Source organism: Pseudoduganella umbonata (assembly GCF_014192225.1).
Lineage (GTDB): Bacteria > Pseudomonadota > Gammaproteobacteria > Burkholderiales > Burkholderiaceae_D > Rugamonas > Rugamonas umbonata.
The window spans coordinates 24,452-40,562 of the sequence record NZ_JACHXS010000011.1; the positions used below are offsets into that span (position 1 = coordinate 24,452).

The window sequence follows — 16,111 nt, forward strand, 5'->3', positions numbered from 1 at the left end:
CCGCGGGTAGGCGAGACGGGAGATCGGAACCAGCGACAGCATCACGACACGATGCTGCCCAAGGCAGAGCATACAGCCAGCCGCCCCTTTCACCTAGTCCTTTCGGCATTCGTGCGCGGGGAGCGACGGCCAAAAAAAAGGAAGCCGAAGCTTCCTTTTCCGCGATCGGGCGACCGATCAGTTCTGCGTCAGGAACGTCTTCAGCTTGTCCGAGCGCGACGGCTGGCGCAGCTTGCTCATCGCCTTGGCCTCGATCTGGCGGATACGCTCGCGCGTCACGTCGAACTGCTTGCCCACTTCTTCGAGCGTGTGGTCGTTCGACATTTCGACGCCGTAGCGCATGCGCAGCACCTTGGCTTCGCGCGGGGTCAGCGAGTCGAGCACTTCCTTGATCACGTTGCGCATCGAAGCATGCAGCGCCGCGTCCAGCGGGGCCAGCGTGGTGTTGTCCTCGATGAAGTCGCCCAGCTGCGAATCGCCGTCCTCGCCCATCGGCGTTTCCATCGAAATCGGCTCCTTGGCGATCTTCATGATCTCGCGCACCTTCGATTCCGGCATTTCCATCTTCGCGGCCAGCGTCGCCATGTCCGGCTCATTGCCGGTTTCCTGCATGATCTGGCGGCTGATGCGGTTCATCTTGTTGATCGTTTCGATCATGTGCACCGGCACGCGGATGGTGCGCGCCATGTCCGCGATCGAACGCGTGATCGCCTGGCGGATCCACCACGTGGCGTACGTGGAGAACTTGTAGCCGCGGCGGTATTCGAACTTGTCCACCGCCTTGAGCAGGCCGATATTGCCTTCCTGGATCAGGTCGAGGAACTGCAGGCCGCGGTTGATGTACTTCTTGGCGATCGAGATCACCAGGCGCAGGTTGGCCACCGTCATTTCGCGCTTCGCGTGGCGTGCACGCTTCTCGCCCGCAGCCATCTGCTTGTTGATCTTGCGCAGGTCGGCCAGCGGCAGTGCCACGCGTTCCTGCAGGTCGATCATCTTGTTCTGCAGTTCCTTGATCGCCGGCACGTTACGGCCCAGCACGGCGCTGTACGGATGACGTGCGTCGACTTCGCCATCGACCCAGTCCAGGTTCGTTTCATTGCCCGGGAAGACCTTGATGAAGTGGGCGCGCGGCATGCCGCAGCGGTTCACGCACAGCTCCAGCACGGCGCGCTCGATGCTGCGCACCTGCTCCATCTGGCCGCGCAGCGTGTCGCACAGCTTTTCCACGACCTTGGCCGTGAAGCGGATGCCCAGCAGCTCGGCGGAAATGGTGGCCTGCGCCTTCTGGTAAACGGCCGAGCCATAGGCCGACTTGCGCATCTTGTCGAACTGCGCGGAGATGACGGCAAAGCGTTCCAGCGCGTCGACCTTCAGCTGCACCAGCTGCTCGGTGGAGAAGCCGGCCGCGCCGCCGTTGGCGTCGCCGTCGCTTTCTTCTTCCAGCTCTTCTTCCTCGTCCTCGTCGTCGTCGTCGGACGCGGCGGCTGCCGGGGCCCGCGCCGGCGCCGGCGCGGAACTCTCGTCGGGGTCGACGAAGCCATCGACCACGTCATCGACCTTCAGCTCGTCGTTCTCGATCTTCGCCGCCAGTTCGACGATCTCGTTGATCGTGGTCGGGCAGGCCGAGATCGCCTGGATCATGTCGCGCAGGCCTTCCTCGATGCGCTTGGCGATCTCGATCTCGCCTTCGCGCGTCAGCAGCGCCACCGCACCCATTTCACGCATGTACATGCGCACCGGGTCGGTGGTACGGCCGAAGTCGGAGTCGACGGTGGACAGCGCCGTCGCGGCGGCCGCTTCCACTTCGTCGTCGGAGGTGGCGGTCGGCACGTTGTCGGACAACAGAAGCGCCTCGGCATCCGGCGCGCGCTCGTAGACGGCGATGCCCATGTCGTTGAACGTGGCGATGATGCCCTCGATCGCTTCCGGATCGACAATGTTTTCGGGCAGCTGGTCGTTGATCTCGGCATAGGTGAGGAAGCCGCGATCCTTGCCCATGTTGATCAGGTTCTTGAACTGCTGGCGGCGCTTTTCCACGTCTTCGGTGGACATGCCGGCTTCGCCGCCGAACGGGTCCAGGCCCTTGGCCTTGCGCTCGCGCGCCTTCGACGCGGCCTTCAGTTCGGCGCGTTCGACGGCGTTCAGTGCCGCCACTTCATCGTTCTCGGGCGTGAATTCGCTCGGCTTGCGGCCGCGGCGGCCCGGCACCTTCACGGAAGGCAGCAGGTAGCCGGACGTGTCGATCGAGGCCAGCGTGGCGGCATCGGTGACCTGGCTGACGGCGGCCGGCGCCGACGGCGACTGCACGGGCGCTTCCAGCTTGGCCTTGCGCACGCGCACCACCGGCGCCTTCGGCGCTTCGTCGGCACCTGCCACCACCTTGCGTACGGGCTTCTTCGGCTCGTCGCCGGCCGGCACTTCGGCAGCGGCGGACTCGGCCACAGGAGCGTCGGCCAGCACCGGCTCGTCCCCCGGCAACACGGCCAGGCGGGACGTCTTCTTCTTCACAACGGTCACTTTACCGGCGGCCTCTTGCGCATTGTCGATCACATAGGATAAGGTGGTCTTCGGCACCGTCAGCGGCGCAGCTTCGGCGCGCGGCTTCTTGGTGGACAGCGTTAGGGTCTTCGGCGTTTTCGTCGTCATCAAATATCTCTTCAGTGCCTGGCGGGGCACGACGCAAGTGGAAAATTGAACAATCCAGCCCGGCCTTCAAAAAGGCCGCGCCGGTACGTATGTGGGGATCATCCGGAATGAAAAAAGCCCGCGTTTCACGAACCTTTCAGGTTCATTCGCGGACTCCATTCGAGGTATTCCGTGGTAATTCCGTTTTAACCTGTGCTTTTGCTACTAATGGCGCAGGTACTCATGTGAACTTCTCAGTGCGAACAGAAGAGAGGGCTCGGCCCTGACGCGCCCGCGCCGTGCTCTGTAAACCAGCCCATGACCTGCATGGAAGTTCATGAACTACGGGGCGCCGGCATGCGGAAAGCCCTGTTCAGGGGACCGCGGACAACTCCTAACCAGACTGAATCTGCACCGCCCTGCTTTTGGTGCGTCGGCCATTATACACGGAATGTCACTATCTGGCACGCCGCCACCGCAAGCAATCCCCGTCGCAGCCCCATGCCGGCCCCGAACGCCGTATGGACAAGCCGTCATGATGAAGAAAAATGCAACGCGCGTGCGGGTCGCGCCGTGGTATGCTGGCGCCTCCTGATCAATCCATGAAGTCGATGAATACCAGCCTTACCCACGAGCCGTCCGCTGCCGACGAATCTGCCGAATCCGCTGAATCCACCAACAACGCCGCCGCCGCTCCTTCCGAGGCAGCCGCCGCCGCGCCCGTGGTACCGGCACCGAGCGCCCGCGCGCTGCTGAAGCAGCTTGCACAGCAATTCCCGCCATTCCGCGATTTCCTGCCGCTGGCAATCGGCATCGACAAGCAGATCCTCGCGCAAGTGCCCGGCATCGACCGCAAGCTGATGCGCGCCGCGCTGGGCATCCACACCGGCTCGCAGCGTTACCTGCGCGCGATGGAAAAGGCCACCGTCCGCTATAACCTGGATGGCTCGACCGGCGCCGAAGTCACCGACGTGCACCGCAAGCACGCCAAGGACACGCTGAGCGAACGCTTCCGCAAGGAAGCGGAACGCAAGAAGGCCGAGCGCGAAGCGCAGGCGGCCGAGGAAGCGGCACAGCGCCGCCAGGAAAAGCTGGAACAGCTGACGGCGAAATTCTCCCGCAAGGGCTGATGGCGTTCCATACCGAAGCACGGCCGCGCGAGCCCGAACTGCCGCCCTACCCGGGCATCGCGCTGGCCGATATCCGCCTCGTGCGCACCGCCGAGGAAGCACAGGCCGCCCAGGCCGCGCTGCTGGCGCACGATGCCATCGGCTTCGACACCGAATCGAAACCCACGTTCGTCAAGGGCCAGAGCTCGGACGGGCCGCACCTCGTGCAGTTCGCCGACGAGCACAGGGCCTGGCTGTTCCCGGTCGGTCCGGACGTGGCGCCGCTGCTGCCGGCGCTGAAGGCGATCCTCGAATCGGCGCACACGCTGAAAGTGGGCTTCGGCCTGGCGGACGACGTCAGGCGGCTGCGCGCCAAGCTGGCGATCGAGCCGGCCCATGTGGCCGACCTGTCGAAGGCGCTGCGCGTGCCCGGCCAGAAACACGACCTGGGCGCGAAAAGCGCGGTGGCGCACTACTTCGGCCTCAAACTGCAGAAATCCAAAAAAATCTCGACCACCAACTGGGCTTCGCCACGGCTGACGGACAAGCAGCTGCAGTACGCCGCCGACGATGCCCAGGTCGCGCTGCGCGTGTACCGTCACTGGCTGGCGCTCGGCAACAGGCTGCCCGCGCCGAAGGCGCCGCGCCCGAAGCGGCCCACGGCCGCCACCCCGGCCGCACCGGCCGGCGACTGAACCGCGCGCCACTGTTCTTCCTCTGCGCGCGGAGGTATGCTTGGGCGGTCGCCATCCGCCCAGGAACGGTATGCCCCATTCGAGATGCCCGCTGAATGCTCCCGACCTTTACGCGTATGACCCTCATGCGCCTGACTTTCACGCGTTCCTTCTGCCCGCGTTCGTCCTGGCCGCGCTCCTCCTGACCGCATGGTCCGCGCCCGCGGCGGCCGCGCCACCGGATACGCTGGCGCAGCGCGTGGCGCCCTGCCTGGCATGCCACCAGCCGCAGGGCCGCAACGATGCGTTCTTTCCCCGCATCGCCGGCAAGCCGGAAGGCTACCTGTACAACCAGCTGCTCAATTTCCGCGACGGGCGGCGGCAGTTCCCGATGATGACGTACATGGTCGGCAACCTGCCGGAACCCTACCTGCGCGAGATCGCCCGGTTCTTCGCGGACCAGCATCCGCCCTACCCCGCCGCGCCCCCGGTCGCCGCCACGGCGCAGATGCTGGAGCGGGGCCGCGTGCTCGTCCAGCAGGGCGACGCGGGGCGCCGGATCCCCGCCTGCGTGGCCTGTCACGGGCAGGGGCTGGCCGGCGTGGCGCCGGCGATTCCCGGTTTGATCGGCCTGCCGCGCGACTACGTCAACGCCCAGTTCGGGGCCTGGAAGAACAAGGCACGCCGTGCACAGGCGCCGGACTGCATGGCCGACATCGCGGCCCGCCTCACCGAAGCCGACGTGGCAGCCGTTTCCGGCTGGCTGGCGAGCCGGCCCGTCGACGCGGCGGCGCGGCCGGCAGCGGCGCCCGCCGCACCGCTGCCGATGCGCTGCGGCGGCGTCCCCGATCACGGCGGTGTGCCATGAGCCGCCGCCTGCGCTGGATCGCCGCCGGCGCGGCGATAACCGTAGCGGTGGCGGCCGGCCTGCTGTGGCCGCGCCACGATGCGGGCCCGCCGGCCAGCGCCGCTTTTGCCGCGCTGCCCGTCGGCGAAAAGATCGCGCGCGGCGCCTACCTGGCTCGCGCCGCCGACTGCATGGCCTGCCACACCGTGCGCGGCGGCGAGCAGTATGCCGGCGGCCGCGAACTCCAGACACCGTTCGGTGTCTTCGTCGCACCGAACATCACCCAGGATGCCGCAACCGGCATCGGCAGCTGGACCGCGGACGACTTCTGGAACGCGCTGCACAACGGCCGCGCACGCGACGGCCGGCTGCTGTACCCGGCATTCCCGTACACGAACTACACGGCGATCACGCGCGACGATGCCGATGCGCTGTATGCCTATTTCCGCACCATTCCCGCCGTCTCCCGCGCGAACGGGCCGCACCGGCTGCGCTTCCCGTACGATATGCAGGTGGCGCTGGCAGCCTGGCGTGCACTGTACTTCCGCCCGGGCGTCTACCGGGAACGGCCGGAGCGGCCGGCCGAATGGAACCGCGGCGCCTACCTCGTCGAAGGCCCCGGCCACTGCAGCGCGTGCCACAGCGCGCGCAACGTACTGGGCGGCAGCGGTGGCGAGCTGTCCGGCGGCCTGGTGCCGGTGCTGGGCTGGTACGCGCCGTCGCTGACGTCCGACGCCGAAGCGGGGCTGGGCGGCTGGCCGGTCGAGGAGATCGCACAGCTGCTGCATACCGGCGTGGCGCCGCGTGCGACCGTGTTCGGACCGATGGCGGAAGTGGTGCGGGAAAGCCTGCAGCACCTGTCCGAGTCCGACGTGCGCGCGATGGCGGTCTACCTGAAGTCGCTGCCGGCGTCCGGCAACGGTAGCCAGCCCCATGAACGCTCGAAGGCGCCCGAGGCGGCAGCTTTCCTGCAGGCCGGCGCGAAGCTGTACGACAAGCATTGTGCCGAATGCCACGGTGCCAGGGGCGGCGGCTTCCCGCCCCATTACCCGCCGCTGGCCGGCAACCGCGCACTGACGATGGCCGACTCCACCAATGCCATCCGCATCGTGCTGAACGGCGGCTTCCCGCCCGGCACGCGCGGCAACCCAAGGCCCTACGGCATGCCGCCGTTCGGCCACGCGCTCGACGATGCCGAGGTGGCGCAGGTGGTCTCCTACCTGCGCAGCGCCTGGGGCAACAATGCACCGCCCGTCTCCGGCCTGGACGTCAACCGCTACCGCGCCGTGCCGCTGGATTGATTGCGCCATCCGGCAGAAAATCGTTTCCCGAAAACCGGAAAACCGGTGGCGGCGCAGGGGTTTCGAGGAGCATCGCTCCTCGCCTGCGGAGCGGAGATGGCCTGAAGGCTATCTCTCCTTCCAGGCTCCGATTAATTTGAAATGTTTCAAAAAAACTGGTGTCTGTCACCGGTTTTGCCTGGCGCCAGGTTTGCATTCTGTCCCGCTCTCCGTGCAGTCCGTCGCACGGCCGGCGACTGCCGGGCCGGGTTTGCGTACGATCAGCCCATCGACAAAGCATTCCCGGAGAGCCCGCCATGAAAACCAAGAATCTCGCCCTGTTCGTCACCGCCATCACTGCTGCCGCCGCGCTGGCGACCGCCCTTCCGGCGGCCGCCGACGGCCCATCGCTGGCCTGGCTGGGCGGTGGCGAGCGCATCCAGGGCAGCGGCAAGATCGTCTCGCAGACGCGCCAGCCCGGCGCATTCCGCGGCGTCGAGCTGACGACGGGTGCGCACGTGGAAGTGGTCACCGGCGGCGACGACTCGCTGACAATCGAGGGCGACGACAACATCCTGCCGCTGCTGGAAACGGTGGTGCGCGATGGGGTGCTGACGATTCGCCCGGTGAAGAAGAACATGCAGATCGATGGCCGCCGCGTGCGCATCGTGGTGCGGGCCCGCAAGGTGGACAGCCTGGGTGTCGCCGGCTCCGGCCGGCTGGAGGCGAACGGCGTGCGCGCCGACAAGCTGACGCTCGAAGTGGCCGGCTCCGGCTCGCTCGACATCGACGGCATCGATGCGAAATCGGTCGACGTGGACGTGGCCGGCAGCGGCAAGGTCGAAGCGGCCGGCCAGGCGGCACGCGCCGACATTTCGATCGCCGGTTCCGGCAAGGCCGACACCACCCGCCTGAACGTGCAGCATGCCGCGGTGAGCGTCAGCGGTTCCGGCCAGTCGCTGCTGGCGGCACACAGCTCGATTACCGCCAACATCACCGGTTCCGGCAACGTCGGCTACTACGGCGATGCACAGTTGACGAAAGCCGTCGCCGGCTCCGGCACCGTCCAGCGCCTTGGTACATCGGCACGCTAACGGCCCAGCCAGGCGCCTGCGGGCGCCCTACCTCTTTGCCAGGCCCGGCAGGCTCCAGCCCGCCGGGCCTGTCATCGTTTACGCTGGCGCCATGCATCCGGCGCCGACGCTCACAGGTCGAACTTCAGCTCGGCCACCAGCGTGCGCTGGGTGTACGGATGGAAGGCCCAGTACTTCTCGTTGCCCAGGTTGTCGATGCCCAGCGCGCCCGACCAGTGCGCGTCGAAACGGTAGCGCACCCGCACGTCGGCCACGAAATAGCGCGAGACGCCCATGTACGTGAAGCCGTTCGGGTCGGAGTTGTCCAGCGTGCCGTACTGCGTGCCGCTGTAGCGCACACCGGCGCTGGCCGAGAGCCGGTCGGTGGCGCGCCAGGTGGCCAGCGCCGTGGCCCGCCAGCGCGGCACCCGCGGCTGCCGCTTGCCCACCGATGCGGGCAAGGCGGCGTTTTCCCGGATGCGCGAATCGGCATACGTGAGGCTGGACTGCAGCGCCAGGCCCTGGATGAACACGTCGTCCGCCTGCTGCGACAGTTCCAGGCCGGTGGTGCGGATGCGGCCCACGTTCTGCACCGTCGACACGGTGGGTGTCAGCGGCTGCGAATACAGCGCGTCGCGCGTGCGTTCGTGGAACAGCGTCGCGCGCAGGCTGCCCCGCGGTGTCAGCCGCTCGGCCGTCAGTTCTTCCGTCCACGACCGTTCGGCGCGCAGGCCGGGGTCGGTGTTGACGATGCGGCCGTCGACGATCGCCCCCTGGAACAGTTCGGCGGCTGTCGGGTTGCGGATCGCCCGGCCGGCCGAGGCCTTGACGGTCCACTCGTCGGTGAAGCGCCACGCCAGCGCGGCCTTCGGCGACCAGCCATCCTCGCGCCGCGCGCCGAAGCGCAGCAGCGCGCTGATGGCGTTCGACACCTCGCCACCGTATGCCTGCCAGCGTTCCCAGCGCGCGCCCACGGTCGCCTTCCAGCGCGGGTCGATGCGCCAGGTATCCTGTGCGTACACGCTGGTCAAGCGCGTATCGCCGTTGAACGTGGAAACGTGGATGCCATCGGTTCCGGCCAGCCAGTCGGGCGTCGAGAACACCCGCGTGCGCAGGCCTGCTTCGTCGCGCTGCACGCCGAAATCCACGGTATGTGCGGCGTCCGGGCGCCAGGTGCCCTTCAGCGCCAGCGTGTGCCAGCCGCTGCCCGCCATGTCGGTCACGTTGCCCTGCCCGGTTGCATCCTGGTCCGCCAGCACCACGGTCGGCACGCGCACCAGGTCCTTGCGGTAGTCGTATTTGCTGGCGGCGATCTCCCAGTCGAACGTATCGCGCGCATGCCGTTTCAGCGAGAGACCGTGCATCAGGTGCTCCAGGTCGCCCCGCTGCGGCGCGAAGTCGGAGGCCAGCAGCGAGTAGCGGCGCCCGCCGACATCGATGTCCCCGCCGGTCACCCGGTTGCCGGCCGCGTCGCGCAGGTACGAATCGCTGCGCCGGACCGCATCGTTGCGCCACCAGCCCAGCGTGTAGCTGGCGCGCAGCACCGGCGAGAAGTCGTAGGCCAGCTTGACCTTTGCATGGTCCTGCACCGTGTGCACCTGGTTGTTCGCGCCGAAAACCAGCCAGTCGCGATTCGCGGGATTGCGGCCCGGGACAGCCCCCGTAACCGGCACGCCGCCGCCCCCGGCCACGCCGGCCGATACCAGCCTGTTGGCGAAGCCGACCGGCTGGCCATCGCTGTCCTGCCGCGACAGGTGCAGCCACCACGACAGCGCGCCCTGCCGGTCGCCCAGCGCGGCGCTGCCCTGCCAGCCATGGAAACTGTCGCGCGTGCCATATTCCGAGAAGCGCTGCGCGAAGCCGGCCAGCCGCACATGGCCTTCCAGCTTCGCCGGCATGCGCGTCTGGAAGTCGACCACGGCACCGACCGAGTTGCCGGGATAGGAGGCCGAGAACGGGCCGTACAGCACGTCGACGCGCTCGATCTCCTCGGGCGTGACGAGACCCCAGCGCGGCGTGTACGAGGCGCCGTTGCCGAGCAGGTTCGACAGCAGGATGCCGTCCGCATACACCAGCGAGCGGGCGCTGTTGCCGGTACCGGATGCGCGGCTGGCCAGCACCGCGTGGTCGTAGTCGCCGATGTAGCGCTTGCGCACGTTCAAGCTGGGGAAGTACTTCAGCGCGTCCTCGCTGTCGAAGGCATTGATGCGCTCGGCGATCTGCGCCGCCGTGATGCCTTCGATCGTGGTTGGAATCTGCGCCGGCAGCGACGTGGGCCGGCCGCCGTGGATCGTCACCACGTCCAGCTCCTGCTGCGCGGCGCCCTGCGCATGGGCGCACAGGCCCAGCGCCGCCAGCATCGCTGCCAGCGGTCGTTTCGGGGGTTGGGTCATGGCGCCTCCTAGTGGCGTGGCGGAGCGTACGTCAGCGGCCGCACGGCCACCTGCACTTCCACGGTGTCGCGCTTGCCGCCCTTGTGCTCGACGACCAGCGTGAGCGGCACGGTCTCGCCTTCCTTCAGCTGGCGCTTCAAGCCCATCAGCATCACGTGGTAGCCGCCGGGGGCCAGCGGCACGGCCTTGCCGGCCGGCAGGTCGATGGCGTCGACATGGGCCATCGACATGCGGTTGTCCTGCATCGACATCTGGTGCAGCTCGGCCGTTGCGACCGGGCTGCTGACGCCGACCAGCCGGGCATCGGTCTTCGATTCGATCTGCATGAACGCGCCGGAAGCCCGGGCAGCGGGCACGGTGGCACGCGCCCACGCATCCTTGACGACGACCTGGGCGTGAACGGAAAGGGAAGCAAGCGCCAGCGCGCCGGCGATAACGAGGTGTTTCATGGTGACTCCTGAATTGGTTGAAAGGCTTTGCAACGGCGATTCAGGAGATGGCGGGCGGTCCGCGCGGCTGCGCGCTGGCCCAGGCCTGCAGGGGCCGCGGCGCGTGGTAGTACAGGTAGGGGCGTTCCGCGCCGGCTGCCGCGGCGGGCACCGCCAGGGCGGCCGGCGGCGGCAGCCCCACCGTGCCGGCATGCGGCAGGCAGTAGCCGCAGTCGGCCATCGGCAACGTGCCATCCAGGCCGGCCATGCCATGGCTGGCGAATGCCGGCGGCACCGGGTTGGCACGGTCGGTCAGTGCGGCGAAGGTTGCTTCGTCCAGCTCGCCGAAGCCGGCCAGCGTGGTACCGTCGTTCAGGCAGATTTCCCACGCGTGCTGCTGGCCGTGCGATGCCGCGAGCGCGTGCGACACCGCCGGCACGAGCGCATTCAGCAGGATCGCGCAGCACGCGAGCCATGCATGCAAACTCCGCAGCAGCCGTTTGGACGATGTCTTCATCGGCACCGATTATAGCCCGCGCTGCAGGGCCGCACGATCACCGTTAAGATGGCGCCCTGTGCAACAAGAGGTCCATCATGCCCACTGGTTCCCATCTCGATAAAGTGATCGACAGCGCGCTGGCGCGCCAGCGCATCGTCGGTGCCGTGGTACTGGCCGCGCGCGACGGCGAAATCGTCTACCGCCGCGCGGCAGGCAGCGCGGACCGCGAGCGCAGCGTACCGATGCGCGACGACGCCCTGTTCCGCCTGGCCTCCTTCACCAAGCCGCTGGTCGCCACGGCCGCCCTGAAGCTGGCCGACGACGATACCGTCGACCTGTCGGCGCCGGTCACCGACTGGCTGCCGCAATTCCGGCCGCGCCTTGCCGATGGCACGGCGCCCGCGATCACGCTGCAGCACCTGCTGACGCACACGGCCGGCCTGTCGTACGGCTTCCTGGAAGCGGCGGACGGCCCGTACCGCCGGGCCCGCGTTTCCGACGGCCTGGACCAGCCGGGCCTGTCGCTGGAGGAAAACCTGGCGCGCATCGCCGCCGCCCCGCTGGCGTATGCGCCCGGCGCGGGCTGGCGCTACTCGGTGGCGACGGACGTCCTGGGCGCCGTGCTGGAACAAGCCGCGGGCATGCCGCTGCCTCAGATTGTGCAGCGCGAAGTGACAGGACCGCTGCGGATGCGCGACACGGCGTTCCATGTCGAGGATGCGGGTCGTCTCGTGACGCCCTACCGCGACGCGAAACCGGCGCCGCCGGCCCGCATGGGCGACGAGGAAGCGGTGCCGTTCATGGACGGCTTCGCGCACTTCTCGCCGGGGCGGATCTTCGACGCCGCGTCGTATCCGTCCGGCGGCTCCGGCATGGCCGGCACGGCGGACGATTTCATGCGCTTCCTGCTGAGCCTGAGGACATCGAACCGGGCGATCCTGCGCGCGGCCGAAGTGGACCGCACCGGCACCGGCGCGATGACCCAGGGCCCCGGCTGGGGCTTCGGCTACCTGGGCGCGGTGCTGGGCCATCCGAAGGAAGCGCACTCGCCGCAGTCGGCCGGCACGCTGCAGTGGGGTGGCGCGTACGGCCATTACTGGTTCTTCGATCCGCTGGCGGACCTGGTCGTGGTGCAACTGACGAACACCACGTTCGAGGGGATGGCGGGCGCCTTCCCGCGCGACGTGCGCAACGCCGCGTACAGGGATCTTATTGCTTGAGATGCATTACCTGATGCCAGGGCTCAGCGCTCGGCCTTCCACACTTCGCGCTCGACCAGCACGGTCTCGCTGCCGTCGGTCAGCCAGATCTGGCCATCCTGGATGGTGCATTGCAGCTGCATGTTCCGCTGTGCCATCTTCTCCAGCGCAGCGGTGGTCTCGGACGGCAGGTTGACGACGGAGACGTTCTTCGCCCGCTCGATCTTGTTGGCGATGTTCTTCCACCAGATCGGGCTGGCCGTGCTGTAGCTGTACACGATCACGTGTTCGGCGCGCCCGGCGCCCTTCAGGATGCGGCGTTCTTCCGGCTGCCCCACCTCGATCCACAGTTCGATCGCATCGGTCAGGTCCTTTTGCCACAGGTCCGGTTCCTCGACGTCGAACATGCCCTTGGTGAAGCTGAGCGCCTCGTTCGCGTGGATCGCGAACGCCAGCAGGCGCACCATCATGCGTTCGTCGGTTTCCGACGGGTGGCGCGCCAGCGTCAGTGCGTGGGTGCCGTAGTAGTTGCGGTCCATGTCGGCGATCGACAGTTCCGCCTTGTAGATTGTTGCCTTGAGTGCCATTGATACAGTCTTATTTGAAAATCACGGTGCGGTGTTCGTTCGGCAGCACGCGGTGCTCGACGAACCATTTGACGGCGCGCGCCAGCACCACGCATTCCACGTCGCGGCCGATGGCGGACAGCGTTTCCGCATCCATCGAATGGTCGACGCGTTCCACGTCCTGCTCGATGATCGGACCTTCGTCCAGGTCGCCCGTGACGAAATGGGCGGTGGCGCCGATCAGTTTCACGCCGCGCTGGTGCGCCTGCGCATACGGCCGGGCGCCCTTGAAGCTGGGCAGGAACGAGTGGTGGATGTTGATCGCCTTGCCCTTCAGCCGCGCACACAGCGATGGCGACAGGATCTGCATATAACGGGCCAGCACCACCAGGTCGATGTCGTGCGACTCCACCAGGTCGATGATGCGTGCTTCCTGCGCCAGCTTGGCGCTTTCCGGCGCGCCCGCGGCCAGGGGCAGGTGGTGGAACGGGATGTTGTAGCTGGCCGCCAGCTGGTAGAAATCCATGTGGTTCGACACGATGGCCGGGATCTCGACGGGCAGCAGGCCGCTCTTGTAGCGGAACAGCAGGTCGTTCAGGCAATGGCCGATCTTCGACACCATCAGCAGCACGCGCGGCTTGCGGTGCGCATCGTGCAGGTGCCATTCCAGGCGCAGCGTGTCGGCCAGTTCGGCGAATTCGGCACGCAGCACGGCATCGCCCACCGCCGCATCCTCGGCGGCGAAGTGCACGCGCATGAAGAACTTGCACGTTTCCTGGTCGCCGAACTGGGCGGAATCGATGATGTTACAGCCGTGCTCGGCAAGAAAACCGGACACGCGGTGCACGATGCCGCGCTGGTCCGGGCAGGAAAGCGTGAGGATGTATTCGGGATGCATGATGAGTAGGGAGCTGTTGGGCTGAGGTCGGTTCTGGCTGGAGTCGGCCGGAGCCGGCGCAAGAGCGCTATTGTCGCACGAACGGCAGAGCATACCAATATGGCAAGAGCGCGCCTGCCTTATGGCGCCAGGCATATACTGGATCGCAGGTAACAGGCAGCCGCCGCGCAACGCATCGGCCGATGCACTCGACCAGACCCTTGCGCGGCATCTTCATCACATAACAGGAGAGCCACCCATGACCACCAACATCAACGATCCGGTGCCGATGCCGAGCAGCGCCGACCACCCCGCCATCGACATGCCGCGCAGCCAGAATACGCAGGCCAAGGATGCCGTCGCCCTGCTCACCGCCGACCATGACAAGGTCAAGCAGCTGTTCCGTGAATACGAGCGGCTGCAGAACATCGGCGACATCAGCCTGAAGGCCGACCTGGCCCTGCAGATCTGCATGGAGCTGGAAATCCACACGATGATCGAGGAGGAAATCTTCTATCCGGCCGTGCGCAGCGAAACCGGCGATGAAAAGATGGTGCAGGAAGCCATCCAGGAGCACGCCGAGGCGAAAGAGCTGATCGCCCATATCCAGGGCATGTCCGGCGACGATCCGGACCTCGACAGCACCATCGCCATGCTGCGCAAGGCGATCGAACACCATGTAGAGGAAGAAGAGCAGGAAATGTTCACGCAGGCGCGCCAGGGCGGCGCGGACCTGATGTCGCTGTGCGAACAGCTGGCCGACCGCAAGGAGCAGCTGGAGCACGACATGGGCGCCCGCCCGTTGCGCAGCGGCACGCGCGAAGCCGTCGGCGAACGCTCCGCCATCGGCAAGGCCGATTCCTGAACGATCGCCGGAACTTACGCGACGGCCTCCTCCTCTAACCACACGAAGCGGCCGACCTTGCCGCTTCGGCACCCGGGCCGGTGGCCCGGCTTCGATGCATCGATTCAGTTGAACCGGCCGGTCTGATTCGTTAGATCTGATTCGTCAGCTTCGATTCGTCAGCTTCGATTCGTCAGCTTCGATTCGTCAACTTCGATTCGTCAGCTCCGATTCGTCAGCTTGATTCGTCAGCTCGATTCGTCAGCGCCGATCCTGTTCTGCCGATTCGATGCCTGGATTCGATCCTTAGAGTGAGAGAGGTGACACATGGCTACAAATCACGGCAACGATGCAGGAACCGAACAGCGATCCGAACCGGGCAAGGGCAACAGCCAGCGGGCGGAATCGCCGGGGAGCGGAAAAACCTCGAGCAAACGGGGTTTTGCCGCGATGGACGTGGCAACCCAGCGGATGATTGCCAGCAAGGGGGGCCAGGCCGCCCACCAGAAAGGCACGGCGCACGAATTCGATTCCGAGGAAGCGCGTCGCGCCGGCCAGAAAGGCGGCGAGGCAGTCAGCAGGGATCGCGAGCACATGGCGGAAATCGGCCGCAAGGGCGGTGAAAGCCGCCAGTCGGCCAGCCGGCTGGCACGCCAGGGAGGCAAGGAAGAAAAGCGCTGACCCCGTCGACCGCCGCGCCGGCGCATCCACATCACGGCGGGCCGGGGGCATATCCCCGGCACCGCCGATTTTCCGGATCTCTCCTGGGCCCCCGGCCCACCGCAACCGTCCCGCGGCTTGTTCTTCTTTCGCGGCTTGTTCCTCTCTCGCGGCTTGTTCCTCTCTCGCGGCTTGTTCCTCTCTCGCGCGGCTGGCTCCTCTCTCGCGCGGCTGGCTCCTCTCTCGCGCGCCCTGCTCCTGCCTCGCGCCCTGCTCTTCCCTCGCGCCCTGCGCTTCCCTCGCAGCCTGCTCCCTGCCGCATGCCCCGCGATTGCCCCGCTTATTTTTGCCGCGGCCCGCGCACGCGCTGCACGGATTCCCGGCCTGGAATCGGCCTGTCGGCGGGGCTTCTCCCCCTTCCGGGAGTCGTGAAACCTGCCCGCACGGTTCATCACGCGGCGCCATTGTCTGCGATACAATGAATTTCCAAATTCAGAAGAGGCACACATGAACGACCAGGCAAAAGAGGACGCACTGAAGACGCCGACCGACCTCGGCAACAAAGCCCGCAAGGAAGTGGCTGAAGGGCTGAACGCGCTGCTGGCGGATACGTTTGCGCTGTACATCAAATGCAAGAACTTCCACTGGCACGTGAGCGGACCGCACTTCCGCTCGTACCACCTGCTGCTCGACGAGCAAGCCACCGCCATCTACGCGATGCTGGACCCGATCGCCGAGCGCGTGCGCAAGCTGGGCGGCACCACGATCCGCTCGATCAAGCACATTTCGGAACTGCAACGCATCAAGGACAATGACGCGCCGTTCGTCGACGCCATCGCCATGCTGGACGAACTGCGTAACGACAACCAGGCGCTGGTGAAATGGATGCGCGAAGTGCACGACGTGTGCGACGAAGACCAGGACATCGCCACCGCCAGCCTGCTGGAAAACTGGATCGACGAAGCCGAACAGCGTATCTGGTTCCTGTACGAATCGACCCGTACCGCCTGATGACAGCGTGCCGGCGCGCATGCCGG

At 66.9% G+C, this 16,111-nt stretch carries 15 protein-coding genes; 9 read left to right on the forward strand and 6 right to left on the reverse strand.

Annotated features, from left to right (window positions below):
• Positions 1-177: 177 nt before the first annotated feature.
• Positions 178-2,646 carry an RNA polymerase sigma factor RpoD gene (rpoD, locus tag FHS02_RS23895; RefSeq protein ID WP_137316915.1) on the reverse strand — a complete coding sequence of 823 codons (2,469 nt, stop codon included), beginning with the start codon at positions 2,644-2,646 and terminating at the stop codon, positions 178-180.
• Positions 2,647-3,236: 590 nt separating this feature from the next.
• On the opposite strand from rpoD, the gene FHS02_RS23900 reads away from it, so the two are divergent.
• The 5 genes from FHS02_RS23900 (at position 3,237) to FHS02_RS23920 (ending at position 7,629) form a co-directional block, all read left to right on the forward strand.
• On the forward strand, positions 3,237-3,755 hold the full coding sequence (locus tag FHS02_RS23900; protein WP_371870582.1) for a ProQ/FINO family protein: 519 nt from the start codon (positions 3,237-3,239) through the stop codon (positions 3,753-3,755).
• Positions 3,755-4,429 carry a 3'-5' exonuclease gene (locus tag FHS02_RS23905; RefSeq protein WP_137316913.1) on the forward strand — a complete coding sequence of 225 codons (675 nt, stop codon included), beginning with the start codon at positions 3,755-3,757 and terminating at the stop codon, positions 4,427-4,429. The genes FHS02_RS23900 and FHS02_RS23905 overlap by 1 nt, the downstream gene beginning before the upstream one ends.
• Before the next feature lie 70 nt (positions 4,430-4,499).
• Positions 4,500-5,276 (forward strand): c-type cytochrome, encoded by a 777-nt coding sequence (locus tag FHS02_RS23910; RefSeq protein WP_137316912.1) that lies wholly within the window; start codon positions 4,500-4,502, stop codon positions 5,274-5,276.
• The gene (locus tag FHS02_RS23915; protein ID WP_137316911.1) at positions 5,273-6,556 is read left to right on the forward strand and encodes a cytochrome c; all 1,284 of its coding nucleotides are present in this window, start codon (positions 5,273-5,275) and stop codon (positions 6,554-6,556) included. The genes FHS02_RS23910 and FHS02_RS23915 overlap by 4 nt, the downstream gene beginning before the upstream one ends.
• A gap of 296 nt (positions 6,557-6,852) precedes the next feature.
• Positions 6,853-7,629, forward strand: a complete 777-nt coding sequence (locus FHS02_RS23920; RefSeq protein WP_137316910.1) for a head GIN domain-containing protein — start codon at positions 6,853-6,855, stop codon at positions 7,627-7,629.
• A gap of 110 nt (positions 7,630-7,739) precedes the next feature.
• On the opposite strand, the gene FHS02_RS23925 is transcribed toward FHS02_RS23920, so the two are convergent.
• Genes FHS02_RS23925 through FHS02_RS23935 form a run of 3 tightly spaced genes read right to left on the reverse strand, consistent with a single transcriptional unit; the run spans position 7,740 to position 10,946 of the window.
• Positions 7,740-10,001 (reverse strand): TonB-dependent receptor, encoded by a 2,262-nt coding sequence (locus FHS02_RS23925; RefSeq protein WP_229422427.1) that lies wholly within the window; start codon positions 9,999-10,001, stop codon positions 7,740-7,742.
• An 8-nt stretch (positions 10,002-10,009) separates the two neighbouring features.
• A complete protein-coding gene (locus FHS02_RS23930; RefSeq protein ID WP_137316909.1) occupies positions 10,010-10,450 on the reverse strand; it encodes a copper chaperone PCu(A)C in 441 nt (146 codons plus the stop codon).
• 40 nt (positions 10,451-10,490) lie between these two features.
• Positions 10,491-10,946 carry a DUF2946 domain-containing protein gene (locus FHS02_RS23935; RefSeq protein ID WP_137316908.1) on the reverse strand — a complete coding sequence of 152 codons (456 nt, stop codon included), beginning with the start codon at positions 10,944-10,946 and terminating at the stop codon, positions 10,491-10,493.
• Between the two features lie 77 nt (positions 10,947-11,023).
• On the opposite strand from FHS02_RS23935, the gene FHS02_RS23940 reads away from it, so the two are divergent.
• On the forward strand, positions 11,024-12,148 hold the full coding sequence (locus FHS02_RS23940; protein ID WP_137316907.1) for a serine hydrolase domain-containing protein: 1,125 nt from the start codon (positions 11,024-11,026) through the stop codon (positions 12,146-12,148).
• 23 nt (positions 12,149-12,171) lie between these two features.
• Here FHS02_RS23940 and FHS02_RS23945 read toward each other — a convergent pair whose 3' ends face one another.
• Positions 12,172-12,714, reverse strand: coding sequence for a YaeQ family protein (locus FHS02_RS23945; RefSeq protein ID WP_137316906.1), 543 nt, complete (start codon positions 12,712-12,714; stop codon positions 12,172-12,174).
• Between the two features lie 10 nt (positions 12,715-12,724).
• Positions 12,725-13,594 (reverse strand): formyltetrahydrofolate deformylase, encoded by an 870-nt coding sequence (purU, locus tag FHS02_RS23950; protein WP_137317770.1) that lies wholly within the window; start codon positions 13,592-13,594, stop codon positions 12,725-12,727.
• A 235-nt stretch (positions 13,595-13,829) separates the two neighbouring features.
• Between purU and FHS02_RS23955 the strand changes: the two genes are divergently transcribed.
• The 3 genes from FHS02_RS23955 (at position 13,830) to FHS02_RS23965 (ending at position 16,085) form a co-directional block, all read left to right on the forward strand.
• Positions 13,830-14,435, forward strand: coding sequence for a hemerythrin domain-containing protein (locus FHS02_RS23955; protein WP_229422426.1), 606 nt, complete (start codon positions 13,830-13,832; stop codon positions 14,433-14,435).
• 306 nt (positions 14,436-14,741) lie between these two features.
• Complete coding sequence (locus FHS02_RS23960; protein ID WP_217496869.1) at positions 14,742-15,095, forward strand: KGG domain-containing protein; 354 nt, start codon at positions 14,742-14,744, stop codon at positions 15,093-15,095.
• Positions 15,096-15,581: 486 nt separating this feature from the next.
• Positions 15,582-16,085, forward strand: coding sequence for a Dps family protein (locus tag FHS02_RS23965; protein WP_137316905.1), 504 nt, complete (start codon positions 15,582-15,584; stop codon positions 16,083-16,085).
• The last annotated feature ends 26 nt before the right edge of the window (positions 16,086-16,111 follow it).

Excerpts from the sequence above, each read along its gene's own strand:
- rpoD (WP_137316915.1), bottom strand. The coding sequence starts at position 2,646 with ATGACGACGAAAACGCCGAAGACCCTAACGCTGTCCACCAAGAAGCCG.
- FHS02_RS23900 (WP_371870582.1), top strand. The coding sequence starts at position 3,237 with ATGAATACCAGCCTTACCCACGAGCCGTCCGCTGCCGACGAATCTGCC.
- FHS02_RS23905 (WP_137316913.1), top strand. The coding sequence starts at position 3,755 with ATGGCGTTCCATACCGAAGCACGGCCGCGCGAGCCCGAACTGCCGCCC.
- FHS02_RS23910 (WP_137316912.1), top strand. The coding sequence starts at position 4,500 with ATGCCCCATTCGAGATGCCCGCTGAATGCTCCCGACCTTTACGCGTAT.
- FHS02_RS23915 (WP_137316911.1), top strand. The coding sequence starts at position 5,273 with ATGAGCCGCCGCCTGCGCTGGATCGCCGCCGGCGCGGCGATAACCGTA.
- FHS02_RS23920 (WP_137316910.1), top strand. The coding sequence starts at position 6,853 with ATGAAAACCAAGAATCTCGCCCTGTTCGTCACCGCCATCACTGCTGCC.
- FHS02_RS23925 (WP_229422427.1), bottom strand. The coding sequence starts at position 10,001 with ATGACCCAACCCCCGAAACGACCGCTGGCAGCGATGCTGGCGGCGCTG.
- FHS02_RS23930 (WP_137316909.1), bottom strand. The coding sequence starts at position 10,450 with ATGAAACACCTCGTTATCGCCGGCGCGCTGGCGCTTGCTTCCCTTTCC.
- FHS02_RS23935 (WP_137316908.1), bottom strand. The coding sequence starts at position 10,946 with ATGAAGACATCGTCCAAACGGCTGCTGCGGAGTTTGCATGCATGGCTC.
- FHS02_RS23940 (WP_137316907.1), top strand. The coding sequence starts at position 11,024 with ATGCCCACTGGTTCCCATCTCGATAAAGTGATCGACAGCGCGCTGGCG.
- FHS02_RS23945 (WP_137316906.1), bottom strand. The coding sequence starts at position 12,714 with ATGGCACTCAAGGCAACAATCTACAAGGCGGAACTGTCGATCGCCGAC.
- FHS02_RS23955 (WP_229422426.1), top strand. The coding sequence starts at position 13,830 with ATGACCACCAACATCAACGATCCGGTGCCGATGCCGAGCAGCGCCGAC.
- FHS02_RS23960 (WP_217496869.1), top strand. The coding sequence starts at position 14,742 with ATGGCTACAAATCACGGCAACGATGCAGGAACCGAACAGCGATCCGAA.
- FHS02_RS23965 (WP_137316905.1), top strand. The coding sequence starts at position 15,582 with ATGAACGACCAGGCAAAAGAGGACGCACTGAAGACGCCGACCGACCTC.